The organism is Corallococcus sp. BB11-1 (genome assembly GCF_026626625.1).
In the GTDB taxonomy this organism is placed as follows: domain Bacteria; phylum Myxococcota; class Myxococcia; order Myxococcales; family Myxococcaceae; genus Corallococcus; species Corallococcus soli.
In genome coordinates this window covers 364,197-387,303 of the sequence record NZ_JAPNJY010000044.1, presented here as the reverse complement: position 1 = coordinate 387,303, position 23,107 = coordinate 364,197, and the positions used below count along the sequence as shown (strand labels likewise).

Genomic DNA, 23,107 nt, shown 5'->3' with positions numbered 1-23,107 from the left:
GAGGACGGGCCGTGAGCCGCTGTCCTTCGCTCAGCAGCGCCTGTGGTTGCTCGATCAACTCCAGCCGGGAGGCGCGTCGTACAACCTCCCCCTGGCGGTGCGGCTGACCGGCACCGTGGACGTGGAAGCCCTGCGTCGGACCTTCCAGGAACTGGTGCGGCGTCACGAGTCCCTGCGCACGACGTTCCAGGTGCATGACGGCCAGCCCTTCCAGGTCGTCGCTCCGTCGCAGGAAGTGGCCTGGGCCTTCAAGGCGCTGGAGGGCCTGCCCGAAGCACAGCGTGAGCTGGAGTTGCGGAAGCAGGTGAGCACGGACGCGCTGCGTCCGTTCGATCTGAGCCAAGGGCCGCTCTTCCGCGCGACGTTGGTGCGGTTGACGGAGACGGATCACGCACTGGTGCTGGTGATGCACCACATCGTGTCAGACGGCTGGTCGATGGACGTGCTGGTGCGCGAAGTGTCGGCGCTCTACGGCGCGTATGCAGCGGGCCGCCCGTCGCCGCTGCCGGAGCTGGCGGTGCAGTACGCGGACTACGCAGCCTGGCAGCGCGGCTGGCTGAAGGACGAGGTGCTGGAGGCGCAGCTCGGTTGGTGGCGTCAGCAGTTGGCCGGAGCCCCGCATGCGCTGGAGGTGCCGACGGACCGGTCGCGTCCGGCGGTGCAGCGCTTCCATGGCGCCAATGCCTCGGTGCTCCTGCCGAAGTCATTGAATGAGTCGCTGAAGACGTTGGCCCGCCAGGAGGGCGCAACGTCCTTCATGGTGCTGCTGGCGGCGTGGCAGGTGCTGCTGGCGCGCTACAGCGGGCAGCAGGACATCAGCGTGGGAACGCCCATCGCGGGCCGCAACCGCACGGAGCTGGAAGGGCTCATCGGCTTCTTCGTCAACACGCTGGTGCTGCGCACGAAGCTGGAGGAGCGCGCGAGCTTCCGTCAGGTGCTGCGTCAGGTGAAGGAGACGACGCTGGGTGCGTACGCGCACCAGGAAGTGCCGTTCGAGAAGCTGGTGGAGGAGCTGCGTCCGGAGCGCGACCTGAGCCGCACGCCGCTGTTCCAGGTGATGTTCACGTTGCAGACGGTGTCGCCAAACACGGGAGAGGTGCGTCCGAGCGAAGGGCTCACGCTGCGCTCGCTGGACACCGAAGGGGCAACGGCGAAGTTCGACCTGACGCTGGGGATGGCGGAGACGGAGCAGGGCCTCGCGGCGTCGCTCGAATACAACACGGACCTGTACGACGCGGAGACGGTCCAGCGGATGCTGGGCCACCTCGGGACGTTGCTGGGCGGCATCGCGAGGGACTCGGATGCGGGTGTCTGGGACTTGCCGTTGCTGGAGGCGGAGGAGCGCCAGCAGGTGCTGAAGGGTTTCGCGGGCGTATCCAACCGCGAACATGAACCAATGGCGGAGGGTGTTCAGACGATCCACGGCCTCTTCGCGGCGCAGTCTGCGAAGACGCCGGCTGCGGTGGCGGTGGTGCACGAGGGTGCACGGCTGACGTACGCGCAGGTGGAAGCGCGAGCGAATCAGTTGGCGCGCCACCTGCGGACGCTGGGCGTGGGAGAAGAGAGCCGGGTGGGCGTGTGCGTGGAGCGCACGACCGAGATGGTGGTGGCGCTGCTGGGAGTGCTGAAGGCGGGCGCGGCCTACGTGCCGTTGGACGCGACGTACCCGAAGGAGCGACTGGCCTACATGCTGGAGGGCACGGGCGCGCCGGTGGTGGTGACGCAGGCGGGCCTGGAGGACGTGCTGCCGGAGTACACGGGCCAGCGCGTGCGTCTGGACGCGGATGCGAAGGTGCTGGACGGCTACGCCTCCTCGGCCCTGAGCGAGAGCAGCGTCCCGAGCCAGTTGGCGTACGTGCTGTACACGTCGGGAAGCACGGGTCGTCCGAAGGGCGTGGCGGTGACGCACGCGAGCGCGGCGGCGTTCCTGAAGTGGGCGACGGGGACCTTCAAGGCTGAGCAGTTGAAGGGCGTGCTGGCGGCGACGTCGTTGAACTTCGACCTGTCGGTGTTCGAAGTCTTCGCGCCGCTGGTGAGCGGCGGCACGGTGGTGGTGGCGGAGAATGCGCTGGCGCTGGCGGGGCTGAAGGAAGCCGGACGCGTCACGTTGCTGAACACGGTGCCGTCGGCGGTGGCGGAGCTGGTGCGAAGCGGAGGCATCCCGGCCACGGTGCAGACGGTGAACCTGGCGGGCGAAGCGCTGCCGAACCGGCTGGTGCAGGCGCTGTACGGGCTTGGGCAGGTGAAGGAGGTCAACAACCTCTACGGCCCGACGGAGGACACGACGTACTCGACGCACGCGCGAGTGGAGCGCGGAGCGAAGACGGAGCCGCGGATTGGACGCCCGCTGGAAGGCACGCAGGCGTACGTGCTGGACGCGAAGGGGCAGCCGGTGCCGGTGGGAGTGCCGGGCGAACTGTACCTGGGCGGCGAAGGGCTGGCGCGCGGCTACCTGGGCCAGCCTGGGCTGACGGCGGAGCGCTTCGTGCCGGACGGCTTCAGCGAGAGGCCGGGAGCGCGGCTGTACCGCACGGGAGACAAGGTGCGGTGGGGCCGGGATGGGGCACTGGAATACCTGGGCCGGATGGACTTCCAGGTGAAGGTGCGAGGCTTCCGCATCGAACTGGGAGAGGTGGAGTCCGCGCTGGGCGAGCAGCCGCAGGTGCGAGACGTGGTGGTGGTGGTGCGGGAGGACGCACCGGGAGACAAGCGGCTGGTGGCGTACGTGGTGGCGCAGGCGGGCCAGACGGCGGACGCGGCGACGCTGCGGAGCGCGCTGAAGGGCCGGCTGCCGGAGTACATGGTGCCGTCGGCCTTCGTGGTGCTGGAGGCGCTTCCGCTCAACGCCAACGGCAAGGTGGACCGCAAGGCCCTGCCGAAGCCGGAAGCAGGCGCGGAGCGCACCCACGTCTACGTCGCACCGAATACCCAGACGGAAAGCGTTCTCGCTTCGGTGTGGGAGGCGGTCCTGGGCGCGAAGCAGGTAGGCGTCCACGACAACTTCTTTGAAATGGGAGGCCACTCGCTGCTGGCGACGCAGGCGGTGTCGCGCATCCGCACGGCCTTCAACGTCGAACTGCCGTTGCGAGCCCTCTTCGAGGCCCCCACGGTCGCGGAGTTGGCCCTCAAGGTGGAGGCGGCCCGAAGCACGGGGCTCGCACTGACGGCCCCGCGGCTGGAGGCCCAGCCGAGGACGGGTCGGGAGCCGCTGTCCTTCGCTCAGCAGCGCCTGTGGTTGCTCGAACAGCTCCAGCCGGGAGGCGCGTCGTACAACCTCCCCATGGCGGTGCGGTTGACGGGGGCGCTGGACGTCGACTCCTTGCAGCGCACCTTCAATGAGCTGGTGCGGCGTCACGAGTCCCTGCGCACGACGTTCCAGGTGCATGACGGTCAGCCCTTCCAGGTGATCGCCTCGTCCCAGGACATGGCTTGGGGCCTCACGGCACTGGACGGCCTGCCTGATTCGCAACGTGAAGTGGAGCTGCGGAAGCAGGTGAGGGCGGAAGCGCTGCGCCCGTTCGATCTGAGCCAGGGTCCGCTCTTCCGCGCGAAGTTGCTGCGGTTGAGCTCCACCGAACATGTGTTGGTGCTGGTGATGCACCACATCGTGTCTGACGGCTGGTCGATGGACGTGCTGGTGCGCGAAGTGTCGGCGCTCTACGGCGCGTATGCAGCGGGCCGCCCGTCGCCGCTGCCGGAGCTGGCGGTGCAGTACGCGGACTACGCGGCGTGGCAGCGCGGCTGGCTGAAGGACGAGGTGCTGGAGGCGCAGCTCGGTTGGTGGCGTCAGAAGTTGGCCGGAGCCCCGCACGCGCTGGAGTTGCCGACGGACCGGTCGCGTCCGGCGGTGCAGCGCTTCCACGGCGCCAATGCTTCGGTGCTCCTGCCCAAGTCGTTGAATGAGTCGCTGAAGACGTTGGCCCGCCAGGAGGGCGCGACGTCCTTCATGGTGCTGCTGGCGGCGTGGCAGGTGCTGCTGGCGCGCTACAGCGGGCAGCAGGACATCAGCGTGGGCACGCCCATCGCGGGCCGCAACCGCACGGAGCTGGAAGGGCTCATCGGCTTCTTCGTCAACACGCTGGTGCTGCGCACGAAGCTGGAGGACGGCGCGTCCTTCCGTCAGGTGCTGCGCCAGGTGAAGGAGACGACGCTGGGTGCGTACGCGCACCAGGAAGTGCCGTTCGAGAAGCTGGTGGAGGAGCTGCGTCCGGAGCGCGACCTGAGCCGTACGCCGCTGTTCCAGGTGATGTTCACGTTGCAGACGGTCTCGCCAAACACGGGAGAGGTGCGTCCGAGCGAAGGGCTCACGCTGCGCTCGCTGGACACCGAAGGGGCAACGGCGAAGTTCGACCTGACGCTGGGGATGGCGGAGACGGAGCAGGGCCTCGCGGCGTCGCTCGAATACAACACGGACCTGTACGACGCGGAGACGGTCCAGCGGATGCTGGGGCACCTCGGGACGTTGCTGACGGCGATCGCGCAGGATGCCGACGTCAATGTCTGGGCCCATTCGCTGCTGAAGACGGAGGAGCGTCAGCAGGTGCTGAAGCACTTCGCGGGCACCCTCGCCCATGAGCGTGCGGTCACGGGGACGATCCACGGCCGCTTCGCGGTGCAGGCTGCGAAGACGCCGGAAGCGATGGCGGTGGAGCACGAAGGAGAAGGGCTGACGTACGCACAGGTGGAGGCGCGAGCGAACCAACTGGCGCGGCACCTGCGGACGTTGGGTGTGGGCGAAGAGAGCCGGGTGGGCGTGTGCGTGGAGCGCTCGGCGCAGATGATGGTGGCGCTGCTGGGGGTGCTGAAGGCGGGGGCGGCGTACGTGCCGCTGGACGCGATGTACCCGAAGGAGCGACTGGCCTACATGCTGGAGGGCACGGGCGCTTCGGTGGTGGTGACGCAGGCGGGCCTGGAGGACGTGCTGCCGGAGTCCACGGGCCAGCGCGTGAGGCTGGACGCGGATGCGGCGGTGCTGGCCGCGTACGCGGAGGAGAGCCTGGGAGAAACCAGCTCGGCGGAGCAGCTGGCGTACGTGCTGTACACGTCGGGAAGCACGGGCCGTCCGAAGGGCGTGATGGTGCGCCACGGAGCGGTGCTGAACCTGCACGAGGGGCTGAAGCGGACGGTGTACCAGGGGTTGGGTGCGGGCTCGCGGGTGAGCCTCAACGCGCCGCTGGTATTCGACGCGTCGGTGCAGCAGTGGGTGCAGCTGCTGGACGGGCACTGCCTGTGTGTCGTGCCGGAGGCCACGCGCAAGGACGCGGAGGCGCTGGTGGCGTGGCAGCGGCGCAACCGGGTGGTGGCGCTGGACTGCACGCCGTCGCTGCTGAGGCTGCTGCTGGCGGAGGGGCTGCTGGAAGGAGAGGGCGCGCCGCAGTGGGTGGTGTCAGGCGGTGAAGCCATCGACGAGGCGACGTGGGCGGAGCTGGGTGAGTCGGAGCGCACGCGCAGCTTCAACGTGTACGGCCCGACGGAGTGCACGGTGGACGCGACGTCCATCGCGGTGAAGGCGGGGACGCGGCCGAGTCTGGGCGGCCCGCTGCACAACGTGCGGACGTACGTGCTGGACGCGAAGGGGCAGCCGGTGCCGGTGGGCGTGCCGGGCGAGCTGTACCTGGGCGGCGAGGGCCTGGCGCGCGGCTACCTGGGCCAGCCCGGGCTGACGGCGGAGCGCTTCGTGCCGGACGGCTTCAGCGAGGAGCCGGGGGCACGGCTGTACCGCACGGGGGACAAGGTGCGGTGGGGCCGGGACGGGACGCTGGAGTACCTGGGCCGGATGGACTTCCAGGTGAAGGTGCGAGGCTTCCGCATCGAGCTGGGAGAAGTCGAAGCGGTGCTGAGCGCGCAGCCGCAGGTGCGCGACGCGGTGGTGGTGGTGCGAGAGGACGCGCCCGGAGACAAGCGGCTGGTGGCGTACGTGGTAGCGACGGCGGACGCGGCGACGCTGCGGAGCGCGCTGAGAGAGCGGCTGCCGGAGTACATGGTGCCGTCGGCCTTCGTGGTGCTGGACGCGCTGCCGCTCAACGCGAGCGGCAAGGTGGACCGCAATGCCCTGCCCAGGCCGGAGGCAGGCGCGGAACGTACGCAGGACCACGTCGCTCCCCGAAACCAGACGGAGCAGGTGCTCGCCTCGATCTGGGAGGCGGTGCTGGGCGCGAAGCAGGTCGGCATCCACGACAACTTCTTCGAATTGGGCGGCCACTCGCTGCTGGCGACGCAGGCGATGTCGCGCATCCGCACGGCCTTCAACGTCGAACTGCCGTTGCGAGCCCTCTTCGAGGCGCCGACGGTGGCGGGGCTGGCCCTCAAGGTCGAGGCGGTGTTGGCCGCGAGCCCGGGCCTGTCCGTGCCGAAGCTGGTGGTGTCCGCGCGCACGGGCGCGGAGCCGCTGTCCTTCGCGCAGCAGCGCCTCTGGCTGCTGGATCAGCTCCAGCCTGGGAGTGCTTCGTACAACCTGCCCGCGACGGTGCGCCTGACGGGTGCGCTGGACATCGAAGCCTTGCGGCGTACGTTCCAGGAACTGGTGCGCCGTCATGAAGCCCTGCGCACGACGTTCCAGGTGCGAGACGGGCAGCCCATCCAACACATCGACTCCACGCGCGACCTGGCGTGGGACGTGGTGGCGCTCGATGCAGTGGAGGCCTCGCGGCGCGAAGGCGAAATGCGGCGCCGGGTGGAGCTGGAAGCGCGGCGTCCGTTCGACCTGAGCCGGGACTCCCTGCTCCGCGTCACGCTGCTGCGCCTGTCCGAGCAGGATCACGTCCTGGTGCTGGTGATGCACCACATCGTGTCGGACGGCTGGTCCACGGGCGTCCTCGTGCGCGAAGTGGGCGCGCTCTACTCGGCCTTCTCCCAGGGGCGTCCGTCTCCCTTGCCGGAGCTCCCGGTGCAGTACGCGGACTACGCGGCGTGGCAGCGCGGCTGGCTGCGGGGCGAGGTCCTGGAGTCGCAGTTGTCCTGGTGGCGGACCCAGCTCGAGGGCGCACCGCATGCGCTGGAGCTGCCCACGGACCGGCCGCGCTCCGCGGTGCAGACGTTCCGGGGCGCCCACCGCTCGGCGCAATGGTCGAAGGGGCTCGGAGAGCAGCTCACGGCCCTGGCGCGCCAGGAGGGCGCGACGCCCTTCATGGTGCTGCTGGCGGCGTGGCAGGTGCTGCTGGCTCGGTACAGCGGACAGCAGGACATCAGCGTGGGGACGCCCATCGCGGGCCGCAACCGCACGGAGCTGGAAGGGCTCATCGGCTTCTTCGTCAACACGCTGGTCATTCGCTCGCGGCTGGAAGGCAGTCCGTCCTTCCGGCAGGTGCTGCGCCAGGTGAAGGAGACGACGCTGGGGGCGTACGCGCACCAGGAGGTGCCGTTCGAGAAGCTGGTGGAGGAGCTGAAGCCGGAGCGCGACCTGAGCCGCTCGCCGCTGTTCCAGGTGATGTTCACCCTGCAGAACGCGGAGTCGGCAGCGCCGCAGGCACCCTCCTCGGAAGGCGCGCTGTCGCTGCGCTCGCTCGAAACGCTCGGGGACACGGCGAAGTTCGACCTGACGCTGTCCATGATGGAGGACCCCGCGGGACTCTTCGCGTCGCTCGAATTCAATACGGACCTCTTCGACGCCGCGACGGCGGAGCGGATGCTGAAGCACCTGGGGATGCTGCTGGAGGGCCTGGCGAAGGACGCGGATGCGGACGTGTGGGACGTCTCGCTGCTGGATGCGGCCGAGCGTCAGCAGGTCCTGCTGCGCTGGAATGACACCCGGGTCGCGTTCCCCGACCAGGGGGCCGTGCACGAGCGCTTCGCGGCCCAGGCCGCGCGGACGCCCGAGGCGCTGGCGGTGGAGTCGGCCGCGGGCGTGCGGCTGACGTACGGAGCGCTGGAGGCCCGGTCCAACCGGCTCGCCCGGCACCTGCGCGCGTTGGGCGTGGGGCCGGAGGTCCGCGTGGGCCTGTGCGTGGAGCGCTCGCCGGAGATGGTGGTGGGCATGCTGGCCGTGCTCAAGGCGGGCGGCGCGTACGTCCCCCTGGATCCAGCCCATCCTCGCGAGCGACTGGCGTACCTGCTGGAAGACGCACGGATGCCGGTGGTGCTCACGCAGCGCTCGCTGCGGGAAGCGTTGCCGGAGGGCGCGGCGAACGTGCTGTGCCTGGACTCGAACTGGGAGACCCTCGTGGCCCCGGAGGCCGGAACGCCGGCTCCGGCGGCGGCGGGACAGCTCGCCTACGTCATCTACACGTCGGGCTCCACCGGACGGCCGAAGGGCGTGGAGGTTGAACACGCGAGCCTGGGCAACCTGGTGACGTGGCATCAGCGCGCGTACGGGGTCACGGAGGAGGACCGCACGACGCAGCTCGCGGGTCTGGCCTTCGACGCGTCCGTCTGGGAGATCTGGCCCACGCTCACCGCGGGCGCGAGCCTGCACCTGCCGCCGGAGGAGGTGCGCACCGCGCCCGCGGAGCTGGTGCACTGGCTGACCGAGCAGCGCATCACCGTCGCGTTCCTGCCCACGGTGCTCGCGGAGGCGGTGGTTGCCCGCGAGTGGCCCGAAGCGACCACGCTCCGCACGCTGCTGACGGGCGGAGACCGGCTGCACCGCGTGGACGTCGACGGCCTGCCGTTCCAGGTCGTCAATCACTACGGCCCCACGGAAGGCACGGTGGTCTCCACCTCGGCGGTGGTGCGTGCGTCGACGCAGGCGCCGCCCATCGGCCAGCCCATCACCAACATGCGGGCCTACGTGCTGGATGCCCGTCTGCGGCCGGTCCCCGTCGGGGTCGGCGGCGAGCTGTACGTGGCGGGCGCGGGCGTGTCGCGTGGCTACCTGCGGCGGCCGGAGCTGACGGCGGAGCGCTTCCTGCCGGATCCGTTCGCCACCGAGCCTGGAGCCCGGCTGTACCGGACGGGCGACCGGGTGCGCTGGCTGTCCGAAGGGACGCTGGAGTTCCTGGGCCGCGCCGATGATCAGGTCAAGGTCCGTGGCTTCCGCATCGAGCCCGGAGAAATCGAACAGGCGCTGTCCCTGCATCCGGCGGTGCGCGAGCGCGTCGTCGTCGTGCAGGACGACGCCCGGGGTGGCAAGCGGCTGGTGGCCTACGTCGTGGGCGAAGGCGGAGCGACCCTGGAGACGGGCGCGCTCCACGCCTTCCTGCGCGACCGGCTGCCGGAGTACATGGTGCCGTCGGCCTTCGTGGTGCTGGACGCGCTGCCGCTCAACACCAGCGGCAAGGTGGACCGGCGCGCGCTGCCGGCCCCCGAAACGGGCCTGTCCCGGACGGGGCCGCGGGTGGCTCCGAGCACCCCCACGGAGGTGCTGCTGGCGAGCCTCTGGGCCCAGGTCCTGGGCGTGCCCCAGGTCGGCGCGGAGGACAGCTTCTTCGAATTGGGTGGGCATTCGTTGCTGGCGACGCAGGCGATGTCGCGCATCCGTTCGGCGTTCGGCGTGGAGCTGCCGTTGCGTGCGCTCTTCGAGGCACCCACGGTGTCCCGTCTGGCGCTGAAGGTGGACGAAGCGGTGCGTGCGACGCACGGCACCTCACGGTCCGAAATCCCGGCCCTGGTGCCGGTGGCGAGGACGGGCGCGGAGCCGCTCTCGTTCGCGCAGCAGCGCTTGTGGTTCCTGGATCAGCTCCAGCCGGGCAGTGCCCAGTACAACCTGCCCGCCGCCATCCGGCTGTCGGGACGGCTGGACGTGCCGGCCCTGGAGCGCACGTTCGCGGAGCTGGTGCGCCGGCATGAGGCCCTGCGGACCACGTTCCAGGTTCGCGATGGCGAACCGGTCCAGGTCATCACGCCGAAGGAGTCGGGGACGCTGGTCATCGTCGACCTCTCCGCGCGAGCAGCCGATGCGCGGGAGGCCGAGGTCCGGCGCTTCGTGGAGGCGGAGACGGCGCGTCCGTTCGACCTGGGCCAGGGCCCGCTCTTCCGCTCGACGCTGCTTACGGTGTCGGAGCAGGAGCACGTGCTGGTGCTGGTCATGCACCACGCGGTGTCGGACGGCTGGTCGATGCGGGTGCTGGTGCGCGAAGTGGTCGCGCTCTACACCGCGTTCTCGGAGGGCCGGGTGTCGCCGCTTCCGGAGCTGTCCGTGCAGTACGCGGACTACGCGGCCTGGCAGCGCGGCTGGCTGAAGGGCGACGTCCTGGACGCGCAGTTGTCCTGGTGGCGTCAGCAGTTGTCCGGCGCCCCGAGGGCCATCGAGCTGCCGACGGATCGCCCAAGGCCCGCGATCCAGACGGTGCGGGGGGCGCTCGAATCGGTGCGGCTGCCGAAGTCGCTGGAAGCAGCGGTGTCGACGTTGGCCCGCCAGGAGGGCGCGACGTCCTTCATGGTGCTGCTGGCGGCGTGGCAGGTGCTGCTGGCGCGCTACAGCGGTCAGCAGGACGTCAGCGTGGGAACGCCCATCGCGGGCCGCAACCGCACGGAGCTGGAAGGGCTCATCGGCTTCTTCGTCAACACGCTGGTGCTGCGCACGAAGCTGGAGGACGGCGCGTCCTTCCGTCAGGTGCTGCGCCAGGTGAAGGAGACGACGCTGGGTGCGTACGCGCACCAGGAAGTGCCGTTCGAGAAGCTGGTGGAGGAGCTGAAGCCGGAGCGCGACCTGAGCCGCTCACCGCTCTTCCAGGTGATGTTCACCCTGCAGAACAGCGCGAATGGTGCGGACGAGAGCCTGCCCGAAGGGGCCGGTCTGTCGTTGCGTCCGGTGGAGTCGGCTGGCGCGACGGCGAAGTTCGACCTGACGCTGGCGATGTCGGAGACGGGCCAGGGGTTCGCTGCGTCGCTCGAATACAACACGGACCTGTACGACGCGGAGACGGCCCAGCGGCTGCTGGGGCACTTCGGGACGTTGTTGGACGGGCTTACCCGGAACGCGGATGCGAGTGTCTGGGAGCTGTCGTTGCTGGAGACGGACGAGCGCCAGCGGGTGCTGAAGCACTTCGCGGGCACGGTGTCCGTCGAGGCTCGTGACGTCCTGGCCGACGGTGCCGGGACGATCCACGGCCGCTTCGCGGTGCAGGCGGCGAAGACGCCGGGCGCGATGGCGGTGGAGTACGAAGGGGAGGGGCTGACGTACGCACAGGTGGAGGCGCGAGCGAACCAACTGGCGCGGCACCTGCGGACGTTGGGTGTGGGCGAAGAGAGCCGGGTGGGCGTGTGCGTGGAGCGCTCGGCGCAGATGATGGTGGCGCTGCTGGGGGTGCTGAAGGCGGGGGCGGCGTACGTGCCGCTGGACGCGATGTACCCGAAGGAGCGACTGGCCTACATGCTGGAGGGCACGGGCGCTTCGGTGGTGGTGACGCAGGCGGGCCTGGAGGACGTGCTGCCGGAGTCCACGGGCCAGCGCGTGAGGCTGGACGCGGATGCGGCGGTGCTGGCCGCGTACGCGGAGGAGAGCCTGGGAGAAACCAGCTCGGCGGAGCAGCTGGCGTACGTGCTGTACACGTCGGGAAGCACGGGCCGTCCGAAGGGCGTGATGGTGCGCCACGGAGCGGTGCTGAACCTGCACGAGGGGCTGAAGCGGACGGTGTACCAGGGGCTGGGTGCGGGCTCACGGGTGAGCCTCAACGCGCCGCTGGTATTCGACGCGTCGGTGCAGCAGTGGGTGCAGCTGCTGGACGGGCACTGCCTGTGCGTCGTGCCGGAGGCCACGCGCAAGGACGCGGAGGCGCTGGTGGCGTGGCAGCGGCGCAACCGGGTGGTGGCGCTGGACTGCACGCCGTCGCTGCTGAGGCTGCTGCTGGCGGAGGGGCTGCTGGAAGGAGAGGGCGCGCCGCAGTGGGTGGTGTCAGGCGGTGAAGCCATCGACGAGGGAATGTGGGCGGAGCTGGGTGAGTCGGAGCGCACGCGCAGCTTCAACGTGTACGGCCCGACGGAGTGCACGGTGGACGCGACGTCCATCGCGGTGAAGGCGGGGACGCGGCCGAGTCTGGGCGGCCCGCTGCACAACGTGCGGACGTACGTGCTGGACGCGAAGGGTCAGCCGGTGCCGGTGGGCGTGCCGGGCGAGCTGTACCTGGGCGGAGAGGGCCTGGCGCGCGGCTACCTGGGCCAGCCTGGGCTGACGGCGGAGCGCTTCGTGCCGGACGGCTTCAGCGAGGAGCCGGGGGCACGGCTGTACCGCACGGGGGACAAGGTGCGGTGGGGCCGGGACGGGACGCTGGAGTACCTGGGCCGAATGGACTTCCAGGTGAAGGTGCGAGGCTTCCGCATCGAGCTGGGAGAAGTCGAAGCGGTGCTGAGCGCGCAATCGCAGGTGCGCGACGCGGTGGTGGTGGTGCGGGAGGACGCACCCGGAGACAAGCGGCTGGTGGCGTACGTGGTGGCGACGGCGGACGCGGCGACGCTGCGAAGCGCGCTGAAGGAGCGGCTGCCGGAGTACATGGTGCCGTCGGCCTTCATGGTGCTGGACGCGCTGCCGCTCAACGCGAGCGGCAAGGTGGACCGCAATGCCCTGCCCAGGCCGGAGGCAGGCGCGGAGCGCAGTCACGAGTACGTAGCGCCGCGCACGGAGACGGAGGAAGTGCTCACCCGACTGTGGGCGCCGTTGCTGGGCGTGAAGCAGGTGGGCATCCAGGACAGCTTCTTTGAACTCGGAGGTCACTCGCTGCTGGCGACGCAGGCGATGTCGCGCATCCGCACGGCCTTCAACGTCGAACTGCCACTGCGAGCCCTCTTCGAGGCGCCGACGGTGGCAGGGCTGGCCCTCAAGGTCGACGCGGCCCGAAGCGCGGGACATGCGTTGTCGGTGCCGAAGCTGGAAGCCGTGGCGCGGACTGGCCGTGAGCCGTTGTCCTTCGCGCAGCAGCGGCTGTGGCTGCTGGATCAGCTCCAGCCCGGAAGCACATCCTACAACCTGCCCATGGTGGTGCGTCTTTCCGGCGCACTGGACGTGGAGGCGCTGCGTCGCACCTTCCAGGAACTCGTGCGCCGCCACGAGTCCCTGCGCACGACGTTCCAGGTGCATGACGGTCAGCCCTTCCAGGTGATCGCTCCGTCGCAGGAATTGGCCTGGAGCCTCACGTCGCTGGACGGCGTGCTGGAGTCCCAGCGTGAGACTGAGCTCCGGAAGCAGGTGGGCGTCGAGGTCCTCCGTCCATTCGACCTGAGCCAGGGCCCGCTCTTCCGCGTGACGCTGGTGCGTCTGACCGGGGCCGAGCATGTCCTCGTGCTGGCGATGCACCACATCGTGTCAGATGGCTGGTCGATGGACGTGCTGGTACGCGAGGTGGGCGCGCTCTACAGCGCATTCACCGAGGGGCGTCCCTCGCCGCTGCCGGAGCTGGCGGTGCAGTACGCGGACTACGCCGCATGGCAGCGTGGGTGGCTGAAGGACGACGTCCTGGAGGCGCAGCTCTCCTGGTGGCGTCAGCAAATGGAAGGCGCACCGCACGCGCTGGACTTGCCGACGGACCGGGCGAGGCCCGCAGTGCAGACCTTCCACGGCGCCACTGCGTCCCAGGTCTTCCCGAAGACGCTGGAGGACACCGTCAAGTCACTGGCCCGTCAGGAGGGCGCGACGCCCTTCATGGTGCTGCTGGCGGCGTGGCAGGTGCTGCTGGCCCGGTACAGCGGACAGCAGGACGTCAGCGTGGGGACGCCCATCGCGGGCCGCAACCGCACGGAGCTGGAAGGGCTCATCGGCTTCTTCGTCAACACGCTGGTGCTGCGCGCGAAGCTGGATGAGCGCGCGAGCTTCCGGCAGGTGCTGCGTCAGGTGAAGGAGACGACGCTGGGGGCGTACGCGCACCAGGAGGTGCCGTTCGAGAAGCTGGTGGAGGAGCTGAAGCCGGAGCGCGACCTGAGCCGCTCGCCGCTGTTCCAGGTGATGTTCACCCTTCAGAACGTGTCGACAGGATCCGCGGAAGCGCTTCCGTCCGGCCTCGTGTTGAGCCCGGTGGACACGGACGGAACAACCGCGAAGTTCGACCTGAACCTGGGGATGACGGAGACGGGCCGAGGGCTGTCGGCCTCGCTCGAATACAACACGGACCTGTACGACGCGGAGACGGCCCAGCGGCTGCTGGGACATCTCGGGACGCTGCTCTCCGGAATCGCGCGGGACGCGGACACCAATATCTGGGAACTGCCGCTGTTGCAGGAGGAGGAGCGTCAGCAGGTGCTGAAGCACTTCGCCGGTACGCCGGCGCGGAAGCATGAGGGGCCGGAAACCCTCCATGCTCTCTTCGCGGCCCAGGCTGCGAAGACGCCGGGTGCGGTGGCGGTGGTGCACGAGGGTGCGGTGCTGACGTACGCGCAGGTGGAGGCGCGAGCGAATCAGTTGGCGCGTCACCTGCGGACGCTGGGCGTGGGAGAAGAGAGCCGGGTGGGCGTGTGCGTGGAGCGCACGGCCGAGATGGTGGTGGCGCTGCTGGGCGTACTGAAGGCAGGCGCGGCCTACGTGCCGCTGGACGCGACGTACCCGAAGGAGCGACTGGCCTACATGCTGGAGGGCACGGGCGCGCCGGTGGTGGTGACGCAGTCGAGCCTGGAAGGCGTGCTGCCGGAGTACACGGGCCAGCGCGTGCGTCTGGACGCGGATGCGAAGGTGCTGGACGGCTACGCCTCCTCGGCCCTGAGCGAGAGCAGCGTCCCGAGCCAGTTGGCGTACGTGCTGTACACGTCAGGAAGCACGGGTCGTCCGAAGGGCGTGGCGGTGACGCACGCGAGCGCGGTGGCGTTCCTGAAGTGGGCGACGGGGACCTTCAAGGCTGAGCAGTTGAAGGGCGTGCTTGCGGCGACGTCGCTGAACTTCGACCTGTCGGTATTCGAAGTCTTCGCGCCGCTGGTGAGCGGCGGCACGGTGGTGGTGGCGGAGAACGCGCTGGCGCTGGCGGGACTGAAGGAAGCCGGGCGCGTAACGCTGCTGAACACGGTGCCGTCGGCGGTGGCGGAGCTGGTGCGAAGCGGAGGCATCCCCTCCAGCGTGCAGACGGTGAACCTGGCCGGAGAGGCGCTGCCGAACCGGCTGGTGCAGGCGCTGTACGGGCTTGGGCAGGTGAAGGAGGTCAACAACCTCTACGGCCCGACGGAGGACACGACGTACTCGACGCACGCGCGAGTGGAGCGCGGAGCGAAGACGGAGCCGCGGATTGGGCGTCCGCTGGAAGGCACGCAGGCGTACGTGCTGGACGGGAAGGGTCAGCCGGTGCCGGTGGGAGTGCCGGGCGAACTGTACCTGGGCGGCGAAGGGCTGGCGCGCGGCTACCTGGGCCAGCCTGGGCTGACGGCGGAGCGCTTCGTACCGGACGGCTTCAGCGAGGAGCCAGGGGCACGGCTGTACCGCACGGGAGACAAGGTGCGGTGGGGCCGGGACGGGGCGCTGGAGTACCTGGGCCGGATGGACTTCCAGGTGAAGGTGCGAGGCTTCCGCATCGAGCTGGGAGAGGTGGAGTCCGCGCTGGGCGAGCAGCCGCAGGTGCGAGACGTGGTGGTGGTGGTGCGGGAGGACGCACCGGGAGACAAGCGGCTGGTGGCGTACGTGGTGGCGCAGGTGGGCCAGACGGCGGACGCGGCGACGCTGCGGAGCGCGCTGAAGGGCCGGCTGCCGGAGTACATGGTGCCGTCGGCCTTCGTGGTGCTGGAGGCGCTGCCGCTCAACGCCAACGGCAAGGTGGACCGCAAGGCCCTGCCGAAGCCGGAGGCTGGCGCGGAGCGCACGCAGAAGTACGTGGCCCCGCGCACGAAGACCGAGGAGGTGCTGGCGAACCTCTGGGCCCAGGTATTGGGTGTGAAGCAGGTGGGCATCCAGGACAGCTTCTTCGAGCTGGGAGGCCACTCGCTGCTGGCGACGCAAGCCGTGTCGCGCATCCGCACTGCCTTCAACGTCGAGCTGCCGTTGCGAGCCCTCTTCGAGGCCCCCACGGTCGAGGAGCTGGCCCTCAAGGTGGAGTCAGTCCAGAAGGCTGGCCACGGCGCGACGATGCCCGCGCTCGTGAAGCAGGTGCGCTCGGGTGAGGAGCCGCTGTCCTTCGCGCAGCAGCGTCTGTGGTTCCTGGATCAGCTCCAGCCGGGCAGTGCCTTCTACAACCTGCCCGCGGCCGTCCGGTTGTCGGGTCCGTTGGACGTGGAAGCCCTGCGCCGCACCTTCGACGAGCTGGTCCGGCGTCACGAGTCCCTGCGCACGACGTTCCAGGTCCGTGATGGTCAGCCGGCGCAGGTGGTCGCACCGTCGGCGAGGACGGTGCTGGAGTCGGTGGACCTCGAAGCGCTGCCCATCGACGAGCGTGAGACGGAAGCCCAGCGCCGTGCGCAGTGGGAATCCCAGCGCCCGTTCGACCTGAGCCAGGGTCCCTTGTTCCGGGCGAAGCTGCTGCGGCTGAGCGTCAGCGAGCACGTCCTGGTGCTGGTGATGCACCACATCGTGTCGGACGGCTGGTCCATGGGCGTGCTGGTGAAGGAGGTCGGTGCCCTCTACGCGGCCTTCACGCAGGGACGCGGGTCCCCCTTGTCCGAGCTGCCGGTGCAGTACGCCGACTACGCGGCGTGGCAGCGGAGCTGGCTGAAGGGCGACGTGCTGGAAGCGCAGCTCGGCTGGTGGCGTCGTCAACTGGAGGGCGCGCCGCCCGCGCTGGAGCTGCCGACGGACAAGCCGCGTCCGGCGGTGCAGCGCTTCCGGGGCGCGAGCCACTCGGTGGCCCTGCCTCGCGCGTTGGAGGAGCAGGTGAAGGCGCTGGCGCAGCGGGAGGGCGTGACGTCCTTCATGCTGCTGCTGGCGGCGTGGCAGGTGGTGCTGGCGCGCTACAGCGGACAGCAGGACGTCAGCGTGGGAACGCCCATCGCGGGCCGCAACCAGACGGAGCTGGAAGGGCTCATCGGCTTCTTCGTGAACACGCTGGTGCTGCGCACGAAGGTGGAGGGGCATCGGTCCTTCCGGCAGGTGCTGGCCCAGGTGCGCGAGATGACGCTGGGCGCATACGCGCACCAGGAGGTCCCGTTCGAGAAGCTGGTGGAGGAGCTGAAGCCGGAGCGCGACCTGAGCCGCACGCCGCTGTTCCAGGTGTCCTTCACGCTGAACACCGCGGCGGTGGGCGAAGGCCAGTCCCTGCCGGGCGGGCTGGTGCTGCGCGCGGTGGAGACAGAAGGCGCGACGGCGAAGTTCGACATGACGCTGGCCATGTCGGAGACGGGCCAGGGGCTGGCTGCGACGCTGACGTACAACACGGACCTCTTCGAGGAGGGGACCGCGAAGCGGCTGCTCAAGCACCTGGGCGCGCTCCTGGAAGAAGTGACGGCCCGTCCCGACATCCGCATCGCGGAGGTGGCCCTGCTGCGGGGCGCTGACGCGCAGCGGGTGCTGGTGGAGTGGAACCAGACGGCGGCGGAGTTCCCACGAGAGGCCACGCTGCACGGCCTGTTCGAGGCGCAGGTCCGGAAGACTCCGGAGGCGGTGGCGATCGTCAGCGACGAGGGGACGTTCAGCTACCGGCAGGTGAACGAGGCCGCCGAGGCGCTGGCGGACTCGCTGCGCGCCTGGGGCGTGGGCCCGGAGGTGAAGGTGGGTCTGGCGCTGGAGCGTTCCGCCGCGCTGGTGATGGCGCAGGTGGCGACGCTGAAGGCGGGCGGTGCCTGGGTGCCGCTGGACGTGGAGTATCCGGCGGAGCGGCTGGGCTTCATGGTGGAGGACAGCGGCGTGGCGCTGGTGCTGGCACACGCGGCGCGTGCGCACGAACTGCCCGCCACCTCCGCGCGCATGGTGCACGTGGAGGATGCAATCCTGACCGCGGTTCGCTCGGACTCCGTCACCCGTGACGAGGTCCAGGCGTCACCGGATGCGGACACCCTGGCGTACGTCATCTACACGTCGGGCAGCACCGGGAAGCCGAAGGGCGTGGGCGTGGGACACCGCGCCGTCGTCAACCACCTGCACTGGCGGCAGGAGCGCTTCCCGATGAGCGGGAGCGACGCGTTCCTGGCGAAGGCCTCCAGCAGCTTCGACATCTCGGTGTGGGAGGTCTGGGCGCCGCTGGTGAGCGGAGCGCGGCTGGTGTTGGCGAAGCCGGGAGGCCAGCGCGACACGGAGTACCTGGTGAAGACGGTGGCCGAGCACGGGGTGACGCACGTGCACTTCGGACCCGCGCCGCTGGGGACCTTCCTGGAGACCCCTGGGGTGGAGGGCTGTGAAGGCCTGCGGTACGTCTTCTGCGGCGGCGAAGCCCTGGCGGCGGGCCTGCACCGGCGCTTCGTGAAGAAGCTGGGCGCGAAGCTGGTGCACCAGTACGGCCCGACGGAGGCGTGCATCGACTGCGTGGCGTGGGAGACGCCGCGCGAGGCGGTGGAGGTGGTGCCGCTCGGCCGGCCCATCGCGAACACGGACGTGTACGTGGTGGACGAAGCAGGCCGCGCGGTGCCGGTGGGCGTGGCGGGCGAGCTGCTGGTGGGCGGCGAAGGCCTGGCGCGTGGCTACCTGGGCCGCTCGGACCTGACGGCGGAGCGCTTCATCCCGGACGGGCTGAGTGGACGGGCTGGCGCGAGGCTGTACCGCACGGGCGACAAGGCGCGCTGGCGGGAGGACGGAACGCTGGAGTACCTGGGCCGGTTGGACTTCCAGGTCAAGGTGCGTGGCTACCGCATCGAGCTGGGCGAGGTCGAAGCGGCGCTGGTGGCGCAGCCCGGAGTCCGCGAGGCCGTGGCGGTGGTGCGCGAGGACACCACGGCCGGCAAGCGGCTGGTGGCGTACGTGGTGGCGAAGCCGGGCGAAGCGGTGGAGGCGCAGGCCCTGCGCTCGGCACTGAAGCAGCGGCTGCCGGAGTACCTGGTGCCGTCGGCGCTGGTGGTGCTGGAGGCGCTGCCGCTCAACGCCAACGGCAAGGTGGACCGCAAGGCCCTGCCGGCGCCGGAGGCTGGCTTGTCGCAGGCGGGCCGCTACGAGGCGCCCCGCACGGCGACGGAGGAGGTGCTGGCGGCCCTCTGGGCGCAGGTGCTGGGCGTGCGGCAGGTGGGTGCCCGGGACGACTTCTTCGAGCTGGGCGGACACTCGCTCCTGGCGACGCAGGTGGTGTCGCGCATCCGGACGGCCTTCGGCGTGGAGGTGCCGCTGCGGGCCCTGTTCGAGTCGCCCGTGCTGCATGCACTGGCGGAGCGGATCGACGCGGAGGTGGCCCAGGGGGTGGGAACGAAGCAGCCGCCGCTGGTGGCAAGGCCGCGCACGGGACACGAGCCGCTGTCCTTCGCGCAGCAGCGCCTGTGGTTCCTGGATCAGCTCCAGCCGGGCAGTGGCCTCTACAACCTGCCGTCCGCCGTGAGGCTCACGGGGCGGCTGGACGTGGCGGCGCTGGAGCGCACGTTCACGGAGCTGGTGCGTCGGCATGAAGCCCTGCGGACCACGTTCCAGGGGCTCGACGGAGAACCGATCCAGGTCATCGCGCCCACGGCGGCGAAGACCCTGAGGCTCATCGACCTCACGGGGCAGGGGACCGAGGAGCGCCGGACGGAGGCACGGCGTTTCGCGGAGGCGGAGGCGGCGCGTCCGTTCGACCTGGGTCAGGGCCCGCTCTTCCGTGCGGCCCTGCTGTCGGTGTCGGAAGAGGAGCACGTCCTGGTGCTGGTGATGCACCACATCGTGTCGGACGGCTGGTCGATGCGGGTGCTGGTGCGTGAAGTGGCCGCGCTCTACGCCGCGTATGCGGAGGGGCGTCCTTCACCGCTCCCGGAACTGGACGTGCAGTACGCGGACTACGCGGCCTGGCAGCGGGGCTGGCTGAAGGGCGACGTCCTGGAGGCGCAGATCGCCTGGTGGCGTCAGCAACTGGAGGGCGCACCGAGGGCCATCGAGCTGCCGACGGATCATCCGAGGCCCGCCGTGCAGACCTTCCAGGGCGCGAACACGTCGGTGATGTTGCCGAAGGCGTTGGAAGAGGCGGTGTCGGCGCTGGCGCGCGAGGAGGGCGCCACGTCCTTCATGGTGCTGCTGGCGGCGTGGCAGGTGGTGCTGGCGCGCTACAGCGGTCAGCAGGACGTCAGCGTGGGAACGCCCATCGCGGGCCGCAATCGCACGGAGCTGGAAGGCCTCATCGGCTTCTTCGTGAACACGCTGGTGCTGCGCACGAAGCTGGAGGACGGCGCGTCCTTCCGTCAGGTGCTGCGTCAGGTGAAGGAGACGACGCTGGGCGCGTACGCGTACCAGGAGGTGCCGTTCGAGAAGCTGGTGGAGGAGCTGAAGCCGGAGCGCGACCTGAGCCGCTCGCCGCTGTTCCAGGTGATGTTCACCCTGCAGAACAGCGCGAAGGGGCCGGACGGAAGCCCGACCGGTGGCGAAGGGCTGGCGCTGCGCGAGGTCGATACCGGTAGTGGAGCCGCGAAGTTCGAGCTGTCGCTGGCCATGGCGGAGACCGGCAGGGGGCTCGCGACGTCGCTCGAATACAACACGGACCTGTACGACGCGGAGACGGCCCAGCGGATGTTGGGGCACCTGACCGTGTTGCTGGAGGGCATCGCGAAGGACGCGGACACCAGCGTCTGGGAGCTGCCGCTGTTGCAGGAGGAGGAGCGTCAGCAGGTGCTGAAGCACTTCGCGGGTGCGCAAGCCCAGGAGCGTGCAGGCACGGAGACCGTCCACAGCCTCTTCGCGGCCCAAGCTGCGAAGACGCCGGATGCGGCGGCGGTGGTGCATGAAGGGGTGGCCCTGACGTACGCGCAGGTGGAGGCGCGAGCGAATCAGTTGGCGCGTCACCTGCGGACGCTGGGCGTGGGAGAGGAGAGCCGGGTGGGCGTGTGCGTGGAGCGCACGGCCGAGATGGTGGTGGCGCTGCTGGGAGTGCTGAAGGCGGGCGCGGCCTACGTGCCGTTGGACGCGACGTACCCGAAGGAGCGACTGGCCTACATGCTGGAGGGCACGGGCGCTTCGGTGGTGGTGACGCAGGCGGGCCTGGAAGGCGTGCTGCCGGAGTACACGGGGCAGAGGGTGCGCCTGGACGCGGACGCGAGCGTGCTGGCCGCGTACTCGGAAGCGACGGTGGTGCTCACGAGCGCTGAGCAGCAGTTGGCGTATGTGCTCTACACGTCGGGAAGCACGGGCCGTCCGAAGGGCGTGGCGGTGACGCACGCGAGCGCGGTGGCGTTCCTGAAGTGGGCGACGGGGACGTTCAAGGCTGAGCAGTTGAAGGGCGTGCTGGCGGCGACGTCGCTGAACTTCGACCTGTCGGTGTTCGAAGTCTTCGCGCCGCTGGTGAGCGGCGGCACGGTGGTGGTGGCGGAGAATGCGCTGGCGCTGGCGGGGCTGAAGGAAGCCGGGCGCGTGACGCTGCTGAACACGGTGCCGTCGGCGGTGGCGGAGCTGGTGCGAAGCGGAGGCATCCCGGCCACGGTGCAGACGGTGAACCTGGCGGGCGAAGCGCTGCCGAACCGGCTGGTGCAGGCGCTGTACGGGTTGGGGCAGGTGAAGGAGGTCAACAACCTCTACGGCCCGACGGAGGACACGACGTACTCGACGCACGCGCGAGTGGAGCGCGGGGCGAAGACGGAGCCGCGGATTGGGCGTCCGCTGGAAGGCACGCAGGCGTACGTGCTGGACGCGAAGGGGCAGCCGGTGCCGGTGGGAGTGCCGGGCGAGCTGTACCTGGGCGGCGAGGGCCTTGCGCGCGGCTACCTGGGCCAGCCTGGGCTGACGGCGGAGCGCTTCGTGCCGGACGGCTTCAGCGAGGAGCCGGGAGCGCGGCTGTACCGCACGGGAGACAAGGTGCGGTGGGGCCGGGACGGGGCGCTGGAGTACCTGGGCCGAATGGACTTCCAGGTGAAGGTGCGAGGCTTCCGCATCGAGCTGGGAGAAGTCGAAGCGGCGTTGGGCGAGCAGCCGCAGGTGCGGGACGTGGTGGTGGTGGTGCGGGAGGACGCGCCCGGAGACAAGCGGCTGGTGGCGTACGTGGTGGCGCAGGCGGGCCAGACGGCGGACGCGGCGACGCTGCGGAGCGCGCTGAAGGGACGGCTGCCGGAGTACATGGTGCCGTCGGCCTTCGTGGTGCTGGAGGCGCTGCCGCTCAACGCCAACGGCAAGGTGGACCGCAAGGCCCTGCCGAAGCCGGCGGTGGGAACGAGCGCCGCGGGCAAGGTCATCGCGCCCCGTGACACGGTGGAGTTGCAGCTCGTGTCGATCTGGGAGGATCTGCTCGGGATGCAGCCGATCAGCGTCGACGCGGACTTCTTCGAGCTGGGAGGCCACTCGCTGCTCGCGGTGCGATTGATGACGGCGATCCGCAAGCGCCTGGGGAAGGGCCTGCCGTTGGCGGCGCTCTTCCTGAGCCCGACGGTGGAGCGGCTGGCGATGCTCCTGCGTCAGGACGCGGAACCGTCCATGTCTCCGCTGGTGACCATCCAGCCGGAGGGCAGCCGCCCACCGTTGTTCTGCGTCCACCCGGCCGGAGGCAACGTCCTCAGCTACGTGGAGCTGTCGCGGCAACTGGGTCCGGATCAGCCGTTCTACGGCCTGCGCTCGCTGGGCATCGAAGGCGAGCAGGAGCCGTTGGACTCCATCGAGGCGATGGCGACCACCTACGTCGAAGCCGTGCGCACGGTGCGGCCGGAAGGGCCCTACCTGCTCGCGGGCTGGTCCATGGGCGGAGCGGTGGCCTACGAGATGGCCCGTCAGCTGCGCGCGGCGGGGCAGACCGTGGCGCTGTTGGCGCTCCTCGACCCGGGCTCCGTGAGCCAGACGGGAGGCACGGGCACGGAAGGCGAGCAGATCAACCAGGAGCTGGCCGCCCTCTTCGAGGAGGAACCCGCGAGCAACGGCCCGGAGAAGTCACCGGAGGCCGGAGCGCCGCCCTCCCGCGATGAACTCCTGGCGCGACTGCTCGACGAGGCGAAGAAGGCCGGAGCGGTGACGCCGGACGTGGAGCTGAAGGACTTCCGCATCCTGATGCGCGTCTTCGAGCTCAACCGCAAGGCGACCCGCCAGTACGTCCCCGTCCCGCACGACGGCGACATCACCGTGTTCCGCGCCAGCCGGAGCGAGGATCCCGCGCCGCTCGGCCGGGATCGCGGTTGGAGCGCCCTGGGCCTGGGAGGCGTGAAGCTGCTCGAACTGGAGGGTGACCACTACTCCATCCTCCGGGCGCCCCGGGTCTCGGTCCTGGCCGAGGAGCTCCGGAAGCGGATCGCGGAGGCCCTGGAGGAAGCGGCGTCGAAGTAG

Annotated in this window: 1 protein-coding gene (running past one end of the window); it reads left to right on the top strand. The window is 70.2% G+C overall.

The annotated features are described in order from the left end of the window. On the top strand, positions 1–23,107 hold the 3' portion of the coding sequence (locus tag OV207_RS37610; protein WP_267559865.1) for a non-ribosomal peptide synthase/polyketide synthase. The gene continues 5,987 nt to the left of window position 1, outside the view; the window shows 23,107 of its 29,094 coding nt (coding positions 5,988–29,094); its start codon lies off the left edge, out of view; its stop codon occupies positions 23,105–23,107.